Origin of the sequence: Campylobacter sp. CNRCH_2007_0968H (genome assembly GCF_025773245.1) — a bacterium.
Classification (GTDB): Bacteria; Campylobacterota; Campylobacteria; order Campylobacterales; family Campylobacteraceae; genus Campylobacter_D; species Campylobacter_D lari_D.
Genome location: NZ_JAKMTQ010000004.1, coordinates 109,897 through 128,709, shown reverse-complemented (window position 1 = coordinate 128,709; position 18,813 = coordinate 109,897). Strand labels below are relative to the sequence as shown.

The following is an 18,813-nucleotide window of genomic DNA, read 5'->3' as shown; positions in this document are numbered from 1 at the left end:
AACAAAAATACACAAAAATAAAAATATTTGTTAAGCTAGATATTGGAAATTTTTATCAAAAGGAAAAATATGTGGCAACAAATATATAATCCATTTGACAACATACTTTTAAGTGCTTTGGTGGCTTTTTTGCCTATTTTGTGCTTTTTGCTTTCTCTTGTAGTTTTCAAACTCAAAGGCTATCAAGCAGGCTTTTTAACTCTTATTTTATCAAGTGTTGTGGCATTGTTTGCTTATGATATGCCGTTTTCTTTATTAGGTGCTAGCTTTATACAAGGTTTTGCAAATGGTATTTGGCCTATAGCTTGGATCATCATCGCGGCCATATTTTTATATAAACTTTCTATCAAATCAGGCTCGTTTGAAGTGATAAAACAAAGTGTTATGAGTATCACTCCAGATCATAGAATTCAAGTGATTTTGATTGGATTTTGTTTTGGTTCTTTTTTAGAAGGTGCTATAGGTTTTGGAGGGCCAGTGGCTATTACCGCTGCATTACTTGTAGGACTTGGGCTTAGGCCATTATACGCTGCAGGACTTTGTCTCATAGCCAATACCGCTCCGGTAGCTTTTGGAGCAGTTGGGATTCCTATTATAGCGATGAGTAATCTAGCAGGTATAGAACAGCACGGTGTTTCAGCTATGGTGGGTAGAATGCTTGTGCCTCTTAGCTTGACTATACCATTTTTTATAGTATTTTTAATGGATGGTTTAAAAGGGGTTAAAGAAACCTTTCCTGCTATTTTTGTTGCAGCCGTTTCTTTTACTGCTACACAATTTTGGAGTTCAAATCATTTAGGCGCAGAACTTCCAGATATTATTTCAGCGGTTGTTTCTTTGTCTGTTACTACCATATTTTTAAAATTTTGGAAGCCAAAAAATATTTTTAGATTAGATGATGTAAAAGACTTTGAAAGCTCACAAAAGCTAGAATTTAAAAAAGTATTTTTAGCTTGGATTCCTTTTATACTTTTGATTATTTGTATTATTATATGGACTCAACCTTGGTTTAAGGCTTTATTTGCTAAAGATGGAATATTAAATTTTATGCAATTTACTTTGAAATTTAATGAAGCCTTAGGAGCTATCATAAGTCCTGATATAGTTAATCCACAAATCACAAAAACAATGATTCCATCACATACTATAGATTTAGTAGCACAAGCAGGAACTGCTATTTTAGTGGCTGCTTTAATGAGCATTGTTGTGTTGAAAATAAAAATCAACGAAGCTACCGAGTGTTTTTGGGAAACTTTAAAAGAAATGGCCACTCCATGCTTAACTATAGGCTTAGTAGTTGCTTTTGCCTTTATAGCTAAAAATAGCGGTATGAGCACTACTTTAGGACTTGCTTTTTCAAATACAGGCGATGCTTATGCATTTTTTTCTCCTATCATAGGATGGATAGGTGTGTTTTTAACAGGTTCTGATACTAGTTCAAATTTGCTTTTTGGGACATTACAGCAAGTTAGTGCTCAAAAGTTAGGAATTTCAGAAACTTTATTTTTAGCAGCAAATTCTGTTGGTGGAGTTGTGGGTAAAATGATATCTCCTCAAAGTATAGCGGTAGCTTGCGCAGCAGTTGGACTTGTAGGAAAAGAATCTGAATTGTTTAGATTTACTTTAAAATACTCAATAGGTTTTATAATTCTAATAGGAATTTGGACTTTTGTTATAGCATTTTTCTTCCACGGGATCATCCCTGAAGCAGTGCTTTTAAAATAAGGATTGATGATGAAAAAAGTGTATTTATTTGCTACTTGTTTGGGTAGTGCGATAATGCAAGAAAGTGTTTTAAACGCGGTTAGACTTTTAAGAAGAGAGGGGGTTGAGGTTATATTTAAAAAGCAGCAAACTTGCTGCTCTCAACCCTCATTTAATTCAGGGTATTTTAAAGAAAGTAAAAATATAGCTTTGCATAATATAAAACTTTTTACTCAAGATTATCCTATAGTAGTGCCAAGCGGTTCTTGTGCAGGGATGATGAGTCATGATTATTTAGAGCTTTTCAAAGATGATGAGCATTTTAACTTGGTAAAGGAATTTAGCTCTAGAGTGATTGATCTTAGTCAGTATTTAGATGAGGTTTTAAAGGTTGATTATGAAGACAAAGGCGAACCTATAAAAGTCACTTGGCACTCTAACTGCCATGCATTAAGAATTCAAAAAAGTATACAAGCGAGCAAAAATCTGCTAAAAAAACTCAAAAATGTGGAATTAATTCCTCTAGAATTTGAAGAAGAATGCTGTGGTTTTGGAGGAACTTTTTCTGTGAAAGAGCCTCAAATTTCAAATTCTATGGCACAAGAAAAAATCAAAGATATCCAAAATACAGGTGTAAAATATGTATTAAGTTCTGATGGTGGGTGTTTGATGAATATTGCAGGCACGATGAGTAAAATGGGGCTTGATATAAAAGGAATTCATTTGTATGATTTTTTAAACAAGCGTCTTGAAGGAGTTGCGATATGAAAATGACACATGAACAAATCGTGGATGTGAAAATTCATGATAAGCAAATGCGAGAGAATTTAAGATCTGCCATGCATACTTTGCAAAAAAATCGTTTAAAAGTTATAGATGAGAAATTTAATGATTGGCAAGGACTAAGATCTAAAGCTAAGCAAGCTAAAAACAATGCTTTATCAACTTTACACGATAGGCTTTTAGAATTTGAACAAAATGCCACTAAAAATGGCATAAATGTCCATTGGGCGAGTTCTGATGAGGATGCCTGTGAGATTATATATGAATTAATGGTAGAAAAAAACATCGGTAAAATTCTAAAAGGTAAATCTATGGCTAGTGAGGAAATAGGTTTAAACCACTACCTAGAATCCAAAGGCTTAAAAGCCATAGAAACAGATTTAGGCGAACTTATATTGCAGTTAAATGATGAAACTCCCGTGCATATTGTAGTTCCAGCGGTACATAAGAACCGCTATGAAATTGGTAAAATTTTTCAAGAAAAATTAGGCTCTAATTTAGAAAGTGAGCCAGAAAAGCTAAATTCTATTGCAAGAAAGCATTTAAGAGATGAATTTGAAGGGCTTAAAATGGGACTTAGCGGAGTAAATTTTGCTATGTCTAAAGAAGGCGCTTTTTGGCTTATAGAAAATGAGGGAAATGGTAGGATGTGCACCACAGCAAGTGATATACATGTAGCACTTTGTGGTATAGAAAAAGTTATGGAAAGCTTTGAAGATGCTGCCACTATGGTGTCTTTGCTTACTCCATCAGCTACGGGTCAATTTATACCAACTTATAACAATATCATTACAGGACCTAGAAAAAATGGAGATTTAGATGGCCCAAAAGAAGTGCATATTATTCTTTTTGATCATAATAGAAGCAAAATGCTAAATGATGAAGATTATTATGAAGCTTTGCGTTGTATAAGATGTGGGGCTTGTATGAATTTTTGTCCTGTGTATGATAAAATAGGCGGCCATACTTATCAAAGTGTATATCCAGGGCCGATTGGAGAAGTCATAAGTCCTAATCTTTTTGGTATGCAAGAAAATGGTGATATTCTTACTTTTTGTTCGCTTTGTGGAAGATGTTCTGAAGTTTGTCCAGTAAGAATTCCTCTTGCGGATTTAATACGCAAATTAAGAGCAGCAAAAGTAGGTCAAGGAAGTTTTGATAATATCGCTCCAAATACTGCTGAAGCTATGGCATTTAAGATTTTTGAAAAAGTAGCTACAACTCCTATTATTTGGAAAAATACTTTAGCAAATTTACATAATTTTAATTGGCTTTTGCAAAAAGGAAAAAGTTCTTTACCAGTAGTTAAAAAATGGAGTGCTTATAAGGAATTTCCACAAATAAAACTTGATCTTTATAAAGAACTTGAAAATATGCAAGGAGTAAAGTGTGAGTAGAATAAATGAAATTTCTTCACAAAGCAAAAAAGCTATTTTGGATAAGATTAAAAATACACATTTATCTTTTGAAAAAATCCCGACTATGGATCCTATAGAGCATATCAAAACAAGTGATGATATGTATAGTGAGTTAAAAGAAAAAATGAGTGCAAATAAATACATAGTAGAAGAAAGCTCGTTAGAAAAATTAGAAGAAAAAATCAATCAAATTGTTAAAAGTTATGGCTATAAAAGTCTTATTTATCCTGATAATTTAAATTTAGATATAAATAAAATTGAAGCCGAAAAAAAGACTTGTTTTAATCAAGAGATTGAAAAAATACGAAAAGAAGTTTTTCATAGTGATTTTTCTATCATCCAAGCAAGAGTTGGAGTAAGCTCACATGGAGTTGCTTTAGTTTTGTCTGATAAAACTCAACCAAGAATGCTTTCTTTGGCTCCTATGCTTTGTATTGTCTTATTAAAAAAAGAAAATATTGTAAAAAGCATTAGCCAAGCATTGAATTTAGTAAAAGAAGAAAATGAAATTTTACCTAGCAATATTTTGTTTATAGCAGGGCCATCAAGAACTGCAGATATTGAACTTATCACTGTTTTTGGAGTTCATGGATCTCAAAAGGTTCATATTATACTTTATTGATTTATTTAGAATTTGCACTTAGTGTAAATTCTAAAATCACCTTCAAATCAAAAATTAACTTCTTGGTTTTTAAAACATTAATTAAATTATATTTTTATCAACCTTCGCTATTTTATTGATTTTAGTTATATTTAAGATATTTTTTGACATAGTAAAAAAGGTATTAACTTAAATTTTAAAACTATAAAAAGGAAAATCATGTTAAAAACAAGTTTTAAAAAGGCAGTATTTTTACCAAGTATTAGTATTATAGTTGTTTTAAGCCTTAGTTGTATTTTCTTGCCTAAACTTACAAATGATTTTATCAATCATATAAAAAGTGGAATTTTTGCAAATTTTTCATGGTTTTACATATTAAGCGTGAGTTTTTTTGTGTGTTTTATGCTTGCACTCGCACTTTCAAAATTTGGCGATATTAAACTCGGCGATGATGATGAAAAACCTCATTTTAAATTTACTTCTTGGCTTGCTATGCTTTTTGCTACGGGTATGGGTGTGGGGCTTATGTATTTTGGTGTGGCTGAACCTCTCATACATAAAAAAGCCTTGCAAACAAGCGATGAAGAAGCTATGCTACATACTATCTTTCACTGGGGAATTCACCCATGGGCTATTTATGGGGTGTGTGCTTTGGCTATGGCGTATTTTGGTTTTAGATATAAAATGCCTCTTAGTTTGCGTAGTGCTTTTTACCCTTTGCTTAAAGATAAAATTTATGGTTTTTGGGGAAATTTAGTTGATATACTTGCTTTAATTGTCACGGTTTTTGGCATTAGTACCACACTTGGTTATAGTGCATCTCAATTAAATGCGGGCTTTTCAAATTTGGGTATTTTAAACGGACAAAGCTTTTTAGAACAAAGCGTGATTATAATCATCATTATTTCTTTAGCCACGCTCTCATCGATTAGTGGCTTAACAAAGGGTTTAAAAATTTTAAGTGAAGCAAATTTAGTTTTTGCAGTGTGTTTAATGCTTTTTGTGCTTTTTTCAACAAATACCATCCAAATTCTTTCACAATTTAGCTCTAATATTGGAAATTATTTGCAAAATTTAATTTCTTTGAGCTTTAAGACTTATTATTATGAAAAAGAACATATAGAATGGTTTAATAATTGGACTATTTATTATTGGGCTTGGTGGCTTAGTTGGGCGCCTTTTGTGGGCTTTTTCATTGCTAAGATTTCTCGTGGTAGAACGATAAGGGAATTTATTTTTGGCGTGCTTGTAGTGCCTACTAGTTTTAATATACTTTGGTTTAGCATTTTTGGCAATAGTGCTTTAAATTTCAATGATATTTTAAGTCCTTTTACTTCAGCACCTGAAAGTTTGCTTTTTTATTTTTTACAAAATTTTTCTTTTTCTTATTTTAGTTCTTTGCTTGCGCTTTTGGTTTTAGCTTTGTTTTTCATCACTTCAGCAGATAGTGGGATATTTGTGTTAAATTCTTTAAGTAGTGGTGGTGCTCATGAGCCATACAAATGGCAAAATATCCTTTGGGGTTTTGTGCTTGCGCTTTTAGCTACTTCTTTACTGTATTCAGGCGGCTTGGGGGCGATTTTAAGTATCACTATGATAGTGGCTTTACCTTTTGCATTTTTGCTTTGTTTGATGTGTTTTTCATTGCTTAAAGGCTTAATTGTAGATGTGAATTACTCTTTAACTAAGCTTAGTCAAAGTAGTGTGTATTTTACAGGAGAATTTTGGCAAGAAAGACTTGCTAGAATTTTAAAACAAAGCAAAGAACAAGACATACAAAATTTCTTAAATACCAAAGTTAAAAATGCTATGGAATCACTCAGCCAAAGTCTAAAAAACTACGGCTTGAAAACACAGATCGTTCAAGAAAAATCAAGTATAAGTTTGATTATAAAAAAAGAATTTGCAAAAGATTTTATCTATGGAGTGCAAGTAGTAAAAAAACAAGCAAGCCAAAGCATAATCGATGATAAATTTATGCCAACTTATTCTAAAGAATTTATCTTTGAGCCACAAACTTTCTTTGCTGATTCGCGTAATGGTTATAATATAGAGTATTTAAACGAGCAAGAAATCATCGTAGATATACTAAAGCAATATGAGAGGTATTTGCAACTTTTATTTGATGATAAAAATGAAATTTTTACCAAAGCTTATGATTAAAAAGCGTTATAATTACACTTTATTCTTATAAGAAAGGCCTTTTATGTTGAGATTTTTTTTAATGTTTTTTTGTGCTTTAAATCTTTTTGCTATTACGCCAAAAGATACGATCGTTATAGCAGTGGAAAATGAGCCAGAGCGTATAAATCCGCTTTTTAGTGAAGATCATGATGTGGCAATTGCTCTTGTGTTTTCAGGACTTACACGCTTTGATGAAAATATGAGCTTAGCGCCTGATCTTGCTAGATCTTGGAAAGTTAGTAAAGATGGGCTTGTTTATGAATTTACTTTAAGAGATGATATATTGTGGCATGATGGGACTAAATTTAGTGCCAAAGATGTGGAATTTAGTATAAATGCTTTAAAAGATGAGAAGTTAAATTCACCCTCAAAGGTAAATTTTGACGCAGTTAAAGAAGTAAAAATCATTGATGATTATCATTTGATTATCACACTTTCAAAGCCTTTTCCTGCATTTTTAGACGCTTTGAGTGTGGGAATTTTACCAAAACATTTACTTGAAAAAGAAAATTTAAATACTACTAAATTTAATCAAATGCCTATAGGAACAGGACCATATAAGCTAAAACAATGGAAAAAAGGTCAATACATGATCTTAGAAGCAAATGAAAATTATCATTTAGCTAAGGTAAAAACACCAAAACTCATACTAAAACATATTAAAGATCCAAGTATTAGTGCTATTGAGCTTAAAAATGGTTCTATTGATGTAGCTTTAGTTGATTTTGCTCTAGCTTCAAATTTTGCAAATGATAAAAACTTTAAAATGCTTATAGAGCCTTCGGCTGATTATCGTGCTTTGATGTTTAATTTTAATCATGAGTTTTTAAAAGATCAAAATGTGCGTTTAGCGCTAAATTACGCTATCGATAAAAAAGCTATTGTGGATTCTCTTTTGCATTCTTTTGGAAAAGTAGCAAATCATCCTTTGGAAAAATCATGGGCAAATCCTAAAGAATTTGCAACTTATACTTATGATGTAAAAAAAGCAAATGAGCTTTTAGCAAAAGCAGGCTTTGTGAAAAACAAAAATGGAATTTTAGAAAAAAATGGCAAAGAATTTAGCTTTGAAATGTATGCTATGAGTGAAGATCCACTAAGAATAGCTTTGGTAAATATCTTACAAAGTGAGTTTTTAAAGCTTGGCATTAAGGCAAAGGCAGTTGCTAAGCCGAGTGGAAGTTTTGACTATACTAAGATTGACAGCTTTTTGGTAGGTTGGGGTAGTCCTTATGATCCTGATTTTCATACTTTTAGAGTTTTTGAAAGCTCTCAAGATAGTGCTTTAAACTCTAGTGGATGGAATTTTGGTCATTATCAAAATGCTAAAGTTGATGAAGCTTTGATAAAAGCTAGAAATTCACTTGATGTAAATGAAAGAAAAAAATACTATAAAGAATTTATTGACGCTTTATATAAAGATCCTGCATTTTTATTTATAGCTTATATCGATTATCCTTTAGTTTTTGCTAAAAATATCCAAGGTATAAAACCTCATATTTTAGGTCATCATGGGGTAGGTTTTACTTGGAATGCTTATGAGTGGAGCAAAAATTAGTGCTAAAACTCATTTTTAAACGCCTTTTATGGGCGTTTTTTTTGATGATTTTTGCAAGTTTTTTATGTTTTGTGATGATTTATCATGCTAAAGGAAGTGTGGTTTTTGCTAGTGTGCCTCAAGGAACTAGCCTTAAAATAAAAGAAGAAATTGAGCATAATTTAAATTTAGACAAGCCTTTATTAGAGCAGTATGAAAATTGGCTTTTTAATGCCATGAAAGGCGACTTTTCCTACTCTTTAATCAGCGGAGAAAAGGTTAGTGAAATTTTAAAAGAAAAACTTCCCTATACCATCATACTAGGAAGTTTGGCTTTTTTGGTGCTTTTTGTGTTGTCTTTGGTTTTGGCACTTTTTTGCGTTCTTTATAAAGATAGTTTTTTGGATAAAATTATTACCTTTTCAACGATGAGTTTTTTTGCATTGCCTACTTTTTCTTTATCGCTAATGCTTATTTTAGTTTTTGCTGTATTTTTTAAGCTTTTTCCAAGTTCGGCTATTGCTGATATTGGCTTTGAAGATGATATATTTAATCGTTTGTGGCATTTGTTTTTACCAGTGTGTGCTTTAGTGCTTTCACATTTAGCTGTTTTTGTGCGTTTTATAAGGACAAGTTTGATTGATAGTTTAAATCAGGGCTTTATAGAAAGTGCTTTTGCAAGAGGACTTAGTAAAAAAAGAATTTATTTGCATTTTGTATTAAAAGATGCTTTTGCTTCTATACTCGCGTATTTTGGTGCTTCCTTTGTGAGTTTTTTAATGGGAACTTATATAGTAGAAAGTGTGTTTTCTTACGAGGGTGTTGGAAATTTAGTGATTAAAAGTATATTGTTTAAAGACTATCCTGTGGTGCTAGCTGTGGTAATTTTTAGCATTTTAGTGGTAGTGCTTGTAAATTTTATCGTAGAGATAATTTGCAAGATGATTAATCCAAGGTTTGCTAATGCGTAAGTTTTATGTGATGATGATTTTGCTAAGTTTTATTTTAGCACTTTTTGCACCTTTAATAAGCTCTTATGATCCTAATTTAGTGGATTTAAGCAAGGCTAAAATAGCCCCAAATTTAAGTCATATTTTTGGCACAGATTTACTTGGTAGAGATGTTTTTACGCGTATTTTATATGCCTTGCGTATTTCTTTATTTGTAGGGGTAATGGCGGCATTTTTTAGCGTACTTTTTGCTTGTGTTTATGTGTTTTTAACAAGATTTTTTGCTTATGCTTTTTTTGCTAGAGTGCTTGATATGCTTTTGGCTTTACCTTCTTTACTTGTGATTATGTTTTTTCAAAGTTTTTTGGCGGGATCTTTGTGGAGTATGATTTTTATCATCGCTTTGGGGCATTTTGCTTTTGTGGCAAAAGTACTTGATACTCAGCTTAATAAATTTCAAAAACTTGAGTTTTATCAAAATGCTATCATTCTAGGCTCTAGTAAGATGAAAGCTTTATTTAGTGAGCTTTTACCTGCTTGTTGGAATTTGCTTTTTGTGCTTTTTGTTTTAAATATCGCCCATGCTATTACAAGTGAAGCTACTTTAAGCTTTTTTGGCTTGGGTGTAGAGCTTTGGACTCCAAGTTTAGGAAATATGTTAAATGAAGCAAGTAAGGCTGTGTTTTTAGGATTTTGGTGGATGATAGTTTTTCCAGTAGCCTTTATACTTATGCTTATCCTACCTTTGCTTGCTTTGGGTAATGACTTACAAGAAGAGATTAAAGCATGATAGAAATTGCAAATTTAAATCTTAGCTTTAAAGATAAGATCTTATTAAAAGATATAAATCTTAATTTAGAAGATGGTAAAGCTTTGGCTATCATGGGTAAAAGTGGAGCGGGAAAAAGCTTGCTTTTAAAAAGCATGATTAAGCTTTTTGATAAACACTATAAACTCAATGCACAAAAATTTAGGATAGATCAAAAAGATATTTTAATTTTAAAAGAAAAAGAGCTAAATATTTTAAGAACTAAGGTAAATTTACTTTTTCAAGATGTTTATGGGAGTTTTTATCCTCTTGTTGATATAGGGAGTTATTTTAATATAGTTTTAAAAACTCATACTAATTTAAGCACAAAAGAGATTAAAGAAAAGGCCTTTTATTATTTTGAGTGTTTAGGGCTTAAAAATCATGATCTTTTATGGCATTCTTTTATATATCAGTTAAGTGGTGGTATGGCAAGACGCATTCAAATAGCTCTAGCTTTACTAAGCGAGGCTAAGTATTTATTGTGTGATGAGATTGCAAGCTCACTTGATAGAGCTAATGAAGAAAAAATCATCGCTATTTTAAAAGAGTTAAAAACACAATTTAAAAATCTCATTTTCATTACTCATGATATAAATTTAGCTAAAGAGCTTTGTGATGAGGTGGCTATCATAGAAGATAAAACTTTGATTTATCAAATGCCCGTGAAAGAGTTTTTAAGCAATCCAAAAGGTGTTTTTGCTAAAGAATTGTTAAATTATTTTGAGAATGAGAATGTTTTTAGAAGTTAAAAATTTAAGCAAATCTTATAAATTTAAAAAACATTGGTATTTAAAGGAAGAGGAAATTTTTGTTTTTAAAGATGTGAGTTTTTCTTTAAATCAAAATGAAAATTTATTGCTTTGTGGGGAAAGTGGTAGTGGTAAAAGCACTTTAGCTAAAATTCTTTGTATGCTTGAACGCGCAAATACTGGAGAAGTTTTGTTTGAAAATGAAAATATATTAAATTTAGATTTTAACGCTCAAAGAAAATTACGCCAAAAAATTCAATATATTTTCCAAGATCAAAAGTTAGCTTTAAATCCTTACAAAAGTGCCAAAAGACTTTTGATTGATGTGTATGAAAATTTTAAACTTAAGCCCGATTTTGGAGAGCTTTTTAAACTTTTTGATGCTTTTGAGCTTGAAAAAGATATTTTAAATTTAAAACCTTCTAAATTAAGTGGCGGTCAAAGCCAAAGATTAGGTTTGATTAGAGCTTTGCTTTTAAAACCAAAATTGCTTATTTTAGATGAAATCACAGCAGCACTTGATATACCAACTGCTTGTAAAATTCTAAATTATTTATATGCTTTTCAAAAAAAATACGATATTACTTATATTTTTATTTCTCATCAGGAAAAAATCTTACAAGATATTTGCCATAAAAAAATGTATTTATAATAAAGATAAAAACTGTTTCATTTTGAAATACATAAAAATTTATTTTTTTGATAATAAGTTTTTATATAGCTAAATTGAAGTAAAATAAATTTAATTATGCTTAAATAAAAGGTTTATTATGACGCACGCAACTATAGAGCATCAATACTTTGGCATCTTTGCAATGCTTGTTATTGCAAGTGTTATATTTTTTACTTTGGTGTATATTTCTTCTAAAATAGGCTCTAAGCTAGCCTCTCATAATAGAAAAAAACTTGGACTAGGAATTTATGAGTGTGGGCCTATGGCTTCTAAACAAGCAAATAAAATCAATTCTCAATTTTTTGTTTTTGCTTTGATTTTTATTTTGCTTGATATTGAAGTGGTGTTTTTATTTCCTTGGGCGGTGATTTTTAAAGATTTAACCGCGGAACTTTCAAAATATGGCTTATCTTTATTCGCCTTAGTGGAAGTGTTTGTTTTTATTTTATTACTTGCAGTAGGCTTTTTATATGCTTATAAAAAAGGAGCATTTGCATGGCAGAGTATCAAAAAATGAGTAATGCGCCAGTTGTTTTAACTACGGTTGATAAGTTAGTGCAATGGGGTAGAAGTAATTCTTTATGGGCACTATCTTATGGACTTGCTTGTTGTGCTATTGAAATGATGGCAGCAGGTGGTGCAAGATATGATTTTGATAGATTTGGAACAATTTTTAGAGCAAGTCCAAGACAATCTGAAGTAATGATTATAGCGGGTACTTTAAGTAAAAAACATGCTGAATTTACAAGAAGACTTTATGATCAAATGCCTGATCCTAAATGGGTTATTTCTATGGGTTCTTGTGCAAATACCGGCGGTATGTTTAATACCTATTCTACTGTCCAAGGAGTGGATAGGATTATTCCTGTTGATATTTATGTACCAGGCTGTGCCCCGCGTCCTGAAACTTTTCAATTTGCTTTGATGATTTTGCAAAAAAGAATTCGTAAAGAAAAAGCAAGCAGAAAAATAGCTCCAAAAAGGCTTATATGATGAGAAAATATAGCGATAAGAAAAATGCTCAGTTAAAAAATTATTATGAGGATAGATTTTACCATGCACCTGCAACTAAAAAACTAAGCATAGAAAGCAGTATTTTTGAGAGTGATCATCAAATTTTAAGCCAAGAATTTGAGTTAAAAAATTCTTTTATAGAGCTTGATTTTTGGGTGATTGAGATAAACAAAGATGATAATGTTGCTATTCTTGATAAGCTTAAGAATTTAGGTTATAGCTGTTTTACTGACGCAAGTGCGATTGATTTTGTCGCTCAAAAACAGGGTTTTGAAGTATATTATCAGCTTTTAAATATGGAGAAAAATTTAAGAGTGAGAATAAAAACTTTCGTTGGTTTAAAAGAAAGGCTTCAAAGTGTTATGAGCGTTTTTAAGGGTGCTAATTGGTGTGAGAGAGAAATATATGATATGTTTGGAATTTTCATCATCAATCATCCAAATTTAAAAAGACTTTTAATGCCTGATGATTGGTATGGACATCCTTTTTTAAAAAGCTATCCTTTGCATGGTGATGAATTTGCTAAGTGGTATGAGATAGATAAAATTTTTGGAAAAGAATACCGCGAGGTTGTAGGTGAAGAAAATAGAGATCCAGGTTTTGTAGATGAAAAAGACACGCTAAACTTTAGTAGAATTTATCATGAGGTTGGTAAAGGCGAAGCTCCAAGAGAGGATAAATACCTACAAGAATATCAAGAAGAAGGTGGCGTGCCTTTTGTGAAAAAAGCCAAAAGAACGCAAGTAAAAATTTTAGATAAGAGAAGATAAAATGCAAATTTCTACTAAATTAAAACCTTATTATGAAAATATAAGCTTTGAGCGTGAAGATGGCACCATGATAGTAAATCTTGGCCCTCAACATCCAAGTGCTCATGGAAATTTACGCCTTATTTTAGAGCTTGATGGAGAAGAAATTACCAAGGCTGCTCCTTGTATAGGCTATATGCATCGTGGTATGGAAAAAATGGCTGAAAATATGATCTATCAAGAGTTTATCCCAACTACTGATAGAATGGATTATATCGCAGCTAGTGCAAATAATTATGCCTATGTAGCTGCTGTGGAAAAACTTTGTGGTTTGGAAATTCCACGCAGAGCAAGTGTGATAAGGATGATTTTACTTGAGTTAAACCGTATTGCTTCGCATTTGTTATGGCTTGCTACACATGCACTTGATATTGGTGCGATGACAGTATTTTTATACTGCTTTAGAGAGCGTGAGTATGTGCTTGATCTAATAGAAAAATATTGCGGGGCAAGACTTACGCATTCATCTATGAGAATAGGTGGGGTAATGCTTGATTTACCTGAAGGTTTTTTAGATGAACTTTTGGTATTTTGTAATAAATTTCCAAATGATATAAAAGATTATGAAGCTTTGCTTGATGATAATAGAATTTGGCGTGCAAGAACTGAAAATGTAGGAGTTGTAAGCAAAGAACAAGCACTAAGTTGGGGTTGTAGTGGGGTTATGCTAAGAGGAAGTGGTATTGCTTATGATGTTAGAAAAGAAGAGCCTTATTTGCTTTATGATGAGGTAGATTTTGGCGTGCCTGTGGCCAAAATGGGTGATTCTTATGCAAGATATAAGGTTTATATGCAAGAATTTAGAGAAAGTTTGAAAATTTTAGTTCAATGTGTTAAGCTTTATCAAGATACTCCGCCTGAAATTTTATGCAATCATCCTGAATATGTAAGTGCTTCAAAAGAGCAAATCATGACGCAAAATTATTCTCTTATGCAACATTTTGTCCTAGTAACCCAAGGTCTAAAACCACCAAAAGGAGAGGTGTATGTGCCAACTGAAAGTCCAAAAGGCGAACTTGGATTTTTTATCCACTCAGATGGTAGCGGTAGGCCATATAGATTAAGAGCTAGAACCCCAAGCTTTTTTCATTGTGCATTTTTAGAAGAAATGCTTGTAGGATCATATTTGGCTGATGCAGTGGCAATTTTAGGAAGTATTAATATAGTTTTAGGTGAGATAGACCGATGAGACGCGTGGATTTAAGAAAAAGTCAAGATTTATTTAAGGATTTAGAACAAATCATTCAAAATGCCTATATGGGTGAAGTTTTAGTAGTTTTATTTGAAATAGGAGATTTTTCTAATGTAGAAAAAAGTTTTGCTTTCATAAAAGAGCGAAATTGTGAACTTTTAAATTCTTTAAAATTTAATCAAGTAGATTGGACTATAGTTTTTAAAAAGGTAGGACAATGAAATTAGCAAAATATCAAGAAGGCTTAAATGCTTTGTGTTTTGTGGATTTGCTTTCTTTAAAAAATCCTTCACTTTGCGCTAAGCTTAACAAAAGTAAAAATTATAATATTTCTTGTTTAGAGGATAAAAATTTAAAAGCAAACTTTTATAAATGTGAGATTGCAAGTGCGCCTTTCGTGCTTGCTTTGCTTTGTAAGATGAGCTTGGAGACTGAATTTAACGAATTTGATGAGGGGTATTTAAGTGCTGAATCTTGCTTTGGTGAAGAAGAAGCTTTAGAGATTTTAGAGTTTTTAAAAGAAGCAAAATGTATTATTTTTGATGAAAATTTATATCAACATAAAGATTTTGAAAATATTAAGTATTTTTTAGAAAAACTTTGTCATAAATTTAATCTTTTGCTAATTTGCTCTAATGAAAATGAAGAAAATTTATCAATACAAAATTCTTTTAGTGAGCTTTTAGAACTTGATAATTTTGATGGAACTATTATCATGCAAGCACCTTTAGAGGACAAAAATTTGCATTGCTCTTCTTCCTTTGCTTTAATTGCTAAGGTTAAGGATGAGGATAAAATTAATTTAAAAATAAACACTCAAGAATTTACAACTATAGTAAAAATCAATCATGATTTGAAAGGCACGGTGGCTTTGTTTGATTATGAAAGTGCTGATTTTGCTTTTTCAAAAGCTCAAGTTAAGGTTATAAAATGAAAGTTATCATTAATGGTATAGAATGTGAGGCAAATGAGGGTGAGTATATCTTAAATGTCGCAAGAAAAAATGATATTTTCATTCCTGCAATTTGTTATTTAAATGGTTGTTCTCCAACACTTGCTTGTCGTATGTGTATGGTAGAAGCTGATGGTAAAAAGGTTTATTCTTGCAATACTAAAGTTAAAGAAGGTATGGTAGTAGAGAGTGATTTGTCAAATTTATGGGATGAGCGCAATGCGATTATGCAAGCATATTGTATCAACCACCCTTTACAATGTGGGGTATGTGATAAATCTGGCGAATGTGAGCTTCAAAACTTTACACACAAAGCAAGAGTAAATGTGCAAAATTATTGGATTAAAGATACCCATAAAGAGCATAAAAAATGGGGCGAGATTAATTATGATCCAGCTTTATGTATCGTGTGTGAAAGATGTATTACAGTTTGTAAAGATAAAATAGGAGAAAGCGCTTTAAAAACTACTCCAAGAGGGGCAAGCGCGCCCGATGCAAGCTTTAAAGAAAGTATGAGTAAAGATGCGCTAGCTATTTGGACTAAATTTCAAAAGAGTTTAATTGCACCGAGTAGTGGCGATATGCTTGATTGTTCTTTTTGTGGAGAATGTACAAGTGTATGTCCAACGGGAGCTTTGGTGGGTTCGGCTTTTCAATATACATCTAATGCTTGGGAGTTAAAGAAAATTCCAGCTAGTAATCCACATTCAAGTGATTGTGAGTTGATGTATTATGATATTAAACAAACTAGTATTAATAATCAAAAAGAAAAAATTTATAGAGTGAGCAATGATTTTGCTTTTGCTACGCTAAATAAAGCTGCAAGATATGGTTTTAATACCCAAAATGAAGTTCAAGGTAAAGACGAAAAAGCTTTTGAAAAACTAGTAAATATGATAAAAAATAATGAAATAAAAAATATTTTATTTAATAGTTTTATTACTAATGAAGAAGCTTTAATCTTGCAAAATTTAAGTAAAAAATTTAATCTTAATCTTATAAATCATGAAGCTAAAAAATTCCAAGATTTCCTAGCTTGTTTTTATCAAAATGCAAATGCAATGTATAATGCAAATACAGACGATATCACTCAAAGTGATTTTTTAATCATCGTAGGTTCATTTTTACGCTATGATGCGCCAACGCTAGGATATAAAGTTAATAACGCTTTGGTAATGAATAAAGGTGCAGGGCTATATTTTCACCCTATAAAAGATAAAGGCGTGGATAAATATTCTAAAAATTTCTTGCAGATTAATCATGATATTAAAGATAATGAAAGTATTTTATTATTTATCTTGCAAAAATTTGCCAAAGAGCTTCCGCAGGATTTTAAAAACACATTAGAAAATGCGTATTATCAAGATACAAAAGAAATAGAAGAAACTATCAATGAAGAAGTTACTGAAAAGATAGAAAAGCAAAATGAAAACGGCGAAACTATTATAGAAGAAGTTAAAAAACTTGTACCTAAAAAAATTAAAAAAAGCATAGAGGTGCAAAGATCAAATTATGCGAAAAATTTTGGCATAGATGAGGATATTTTAGAAACTTTACTCGCAAAAAAGCAAAAATTTACACTTATTATAGGAAGTGATTTTTACTATGATGAGCAAAGTGTCAAGCTAGCAAAACTTTGTGCTTTGGTGCAAAAATATACTGATTTTAAAGTCTTTTTAAATCCAACTTGCACTAATACCTTAGGTGTGAGTTTAATTTGTGATTTAAGTCAAGATTTTCAAGCAGGAAAAACATTAGGTTATAACGAAAAAGGCGATTTTACTTTTTCTTATGATGGGCATTTTGATCTTGCAAGTTCTAGTTTAAATCAACAAGAAGGTAGCTTTGTAAATTATGATAAAAGATTAGTTCCTACAAATGCGGCTTTAGAATTTAAAGGTTATTTTTTAAATGATTTGGCAAATGCCTTAGGTTTTGATGAAGAATTTACGATCAACTATACTAAATTTTTACCACAAAATAAAGGCTTTAGGGTAATTGACTTTGATGAGTTAGAAAATCATTATGATAATGGTGGGGTAAATCATAGAGGTTATGAGCTCGATTTTTCCCATTTTGAGTTTGAAAAAACATTAAGCATTCAAGAAGTTAAAGAGCAAAATGAAGGAAATTTAACCTTATATCATGCAAATAGCATTCATCAGTTTTCAAAGCTTAGTAATAGAGCTTTTAATGAGGTTGGAGCTTTATTTTTATCGTCTGATTTAATGCAAAAATTTGATTTAAACCAAGATGATAGTGTTATTTTAAAAAATGAAAAAACTCAAATTGCTATAAGTGTAAAATGTGATGAATCTTTAGAAAATGGTGCGTATTTAGGGGATTATGATAGTAAGATTGATTATAAATCTTTATTTGATAATACTCGATATGTAAAAGTTTGGCTTGAAAAAGCAGGAGCTAAAATATGAGTGATATTACTTTTTTTATTGTAGAAACAATTATAAAATGCGTGCTTGTTATAGCTATTTTTGCTACTTTAGCAGGCTTGGCAACTTATCTTGAAAGAAAGGCTTTGGCTTTATTTCATCGTCGTTTAGGGCCTGATATGGTAGGTCCTTTTGGATTGCTTCAAGTAGTTGCTGATATGATTAAACTTTTTACTAAAGAGGATATAGTGCCAACTTATGCTCAAAAAGTGGTATTTTTAATTGCTCCATTGATTGCAGCAATTTGTGCTTTTGTAGCAATTGCAGCTATACCTATTTTTCCTGAATTTACTTTATTTGGTAGAGTGATTCGTCCTATTATCGCTGATATTAATGTGGCCTTGCTTTTTGTTGTAGGTATGGGTGGAGTTAGTTTTTATGCGATTTTTTTAGGAGGTTTAGCAAGTAATAATAAATGGTCGTTGCTAGGCGGGGCAAGAGGGCTTGTTTCTATTATCTCTTATGAGAGCGTTGCAGGGCTTTCTTTGGTGTGTGTTGTAATGCTTGTTGGATCTTTGTCTTTAGTAGATATTAATAACTATCAAAGTGATGGCATACTTTCTTGGCTTATTTTTAAACAACCTTTAGCTTTTATTTTATTTGTGATAGCTATTTTTATAGAAACTAATAGAACTCCACTTTGTTTAAGTGAAAACGAAACCGAACTTGTTTCAGGTTATGGCACTGAATATAGCGGACTTAGATGGGGTATGTTTTTTATCGGAGAATATACAGCCATGATTACCGGAGCGATTATGATATCGCTTTTATTTTTGGGTGGATTTAATGATTTTTGGATTATACCAGGGGCTATTATGATGCTTTTGAAAGTGTCTTTTGTGTTCTTTTGGTATTTTTGGGCTAGAGGTGCTTTTCCGCAACTGCGTCCTGATCAAGTAATGAGAATGTGTTATTTGATTTTAATACCTTTAGCGGTTTTAAATTTATTAATTAGTGCTTTAGTACTTGTGATATAGGAAAAAACA

18 protein-coding genes are annotated in these 18,813 nt (G+C 31.4%); all 18 read left to right on the top strand.

The window, feature by feature from the left end:
- The first annotated feature begins 69 nt into the window (after positions 1–69).
- The 18 genes from L8Y18_RS03665 (at position 70) to nuoH (ending at position 18,804) form a co-directional block, all read left to right on the top strand.
- On the top strand, positions 70–1,725 hold the full coding sequence (locus tag L8Y18_RS03665; RefSeq protein WP_412175789.1) for an L-lactate permease: 1,656 nt from the start codon (positions 70–72) through the stop codon (positions 1,723–1,725).
- Positions 1,726–1,731: 6 nt separating this feature from the next.
- A complete protein-coding gene (locus tag L8Y18_RS03660; RefSeq protein ID WP_115614003.1) occupies positions 1,732–2,472 on the top strand; it encodes a (Fe-S)-binding protein in 741 nt (246 codons plus the stop codon).
- A complete protein-coding gene (locus tag L8Y18_RS03655) occupies positions 2,469–3,884 on the top strand; it encodes a LutB/LldF family L-lactate oxidation iron-sulfur protein (RefSeq protein WP_220555595.1) in 1,416 nt (471 codons plus the stop codon). Before L8Y18_RS03660 ends, L8Y18_RS03655 begins: the two co-directional genes overlap by 4 nt.
- The gene (locus L8Y18_RS03650) at positions 3,877–4,527 is read left to right on the top strand and encodes a LutC/YkgG family protein (RefSeq protein ID WP_133319465.1); all 651 of its coding nucleotides are present in this window, start codon (positions 3,877–3,879) and stop codon (positions 4,525–4,527) included. Before L8Y18_RS03655 ends, L8Y18_RS03650 begins: the two co-directional genes overlap by 8 nt.
- A 198-nt stretch (positions 4,528–4,725) precedes the next feature.
- Complete coding sequence (locus L8Y18_RS03645; protein WP_263660439.1) at positions 4,726–6,669, top strand: BCCT family transporter; 1,944 nt, start codon at positions 4,726–4,728, stop codon at positions 6,667–6,669.
- A gap of 43 nt (positions 6,670–6,712) precedes the next feature.
- Positions 6,713–8,248, top strand: a complete 1,536-nt coding sequence (locus tag L8Y18_RS03640; protein ID WP_070255429.1) for an ABC transporter substrate-binding protein — start codon at positions 6,713–6,715, stop codon at positions 8,246–8,248.
- Positions 8,249–8,259: 11 nt separating this feature from the next.
- Positions 8,260–9,198: an ABC transporter permease gene (locus L8Y18_RS03635; RefSeq protein ID WP_318529650.1), complete on the top strand. Its 939-nt coding sequence runs from the start codon at positions 8,260–8,262 to the stop codon at positions 9,196–9,198.
- Positions 9,191–9,967 carry an ABC transporter permease gene (locus tag L8Y18_RS03630; protein ID WP_263662742.1) on the top strand — a complete coding sequence of 259 codons (777 nt, stop codon included), beginning with the start codon at positions 9,191–9,193 and terminating at the stop codon, positions 9,965–9,967. Before L8Y18_RS03635 ends, L8Y18_RS03630 begins: the two co-directional genes overlap by 8 nt.
- Positions 9,964–10,737 (top strand): ATP-binding cassette domain-containing protein, encoded by a 774-nt coding sequence (locus L8Y18_RS03625; RefSeq protein WP_263676260.1) that lies wholly within the window; start codon positions 9,964–9,966, stop codon positions 10,735–10,737. The genes L8Y18_RS03630 and L8Y18_RS03625 overlap by 4 nt, the downstream gene beginning before the upstream one ends.
- On the top strand, positions 10,721–11,389 hold the full coding sequence (locus L8Y18_RS03620) for an ATP-binding cassette domain-containing protein (RefSeq protein ID WP_263665518.1): 669 nt from the start codon (positions 10,721–10,723) through the stop codon (positions 11,387–11,389). The genes L8Y18_RS03625 and L8Y18_RS03620 overlap by 17 nt, the downstream gene beginning before the upstream one ends.
- 118 nt (positions 11,390–11,507) lie before the next feature.
- Positions 11,508–11,927, top strand: coding sequence for an NAD(P)H-quinone oxidoreductase subunit 3 (locus tag L8Y18_RS03615; RefSeq protein WP_220566531.1), 420 nt, complete (start codon positions 11,508–11,510; stop codon positions 11,925–11,927).
- Complete coding sequence (locus tag L8Y18_RS03610) at positions 11,906–12,403, top strand: NuoB/complex I 20 kDa subunit family protein (protein ID WP_039619352.1); 498 nt, start codon at positions 11,906–11,908, stop codon at positions 12,401–12,403. Before L8Y18_RS03615 ends, L8Y18_RS03610 begins: the two co-directional genes overlap by 22 nt.
- On the top strand, positions 12,403–13,194 hold the full coding sequence (locus L8Y18_RS03605) for an NADH-quinone oxidoreductase subunit C (RefSeq protein WP_257928400.1): 792 nt from the start codon (positions 12,403–12,405) through the stop codon (positions 13,192–13,194). The genes L8Y18_RS03610 and L8Y18_RS03605 overlap by 1 nt, the downstream gene beginning before the upstream one ends.
- A gap of 1 nt (position 13,195) precedes the next feature.
- Positions 13,196–14,422, top strand: a complete 1,227-nt coding sequence (nuoD, locus tag L8Y18_RS03600) for an NADH dehydrogenase (quinone) subunit D (protein ID WP_263666587.1) — start codon at positions 13,196–13,198, stop codon at positions 14,420–14,422.
- Positions 14,419–14,646 (top strand): NADH-ubiquinone oxidoreductase subunit E family protein, encoded by a 228-nt coding sequence (locus L8Y18_RS03595; protein ID WP_263676259.1) that lies wholly within the window; start codon positions 14,419–14,421, stop codon positions 14,644–14,646. Before nuoD ends, L8Y18_RS03595 begins: the two co-directional genes overlap by 4 nt.
- Positions 14,643–15,359 carry a hypothetical protein gene (locus tag L8Y18_RS03590; RefSeq protein ID WP_263676258.1) on the top strand — a complete coding sequence of 239 codons (717 nt, stop codon included), beginning with the start codon at positions 14,643–14,645 and terminating at the stop codon, positions 15,357–15,359. The genes L8Y18_RS03595 and L8Y18_RS03590 overlap by 4 nt, the downstream gene beginning before the upstream one ends.
- Positions 15,356–17,809: an NADH-quinone oxidoreductase subunit G gene (locus tag L8Y18_RS03585; protein WP_263676257.1), complete on the top strand. Its 2,454-nt coding sequence runs from the start codon at positions 15,356–15,358 to the stop codon at positions 17,807–17,809. The genes L8Y18_RS03590 and L8Y18_RS03585 overlap by 4 nt, the downstream gene beginning before the upstream one ends.
- Entirely contained in the window at positions 17,806–18,804 is a 999-nt protein-coding gene (gene nuoH / locus L8Y18_RS03580) for an NADH-quinone oxidoreductase subunit NuoH (RefSeq protein ID WP_133319476.1), read from the top strand. The genes L8Y18_RS03585 and nuoH overlap by 4 nt, the downstream gene beginning before the upstream one ends.
- The last annotated feature ends 9 nt before the right edge of the window (positions 18,805–18,813 follow it).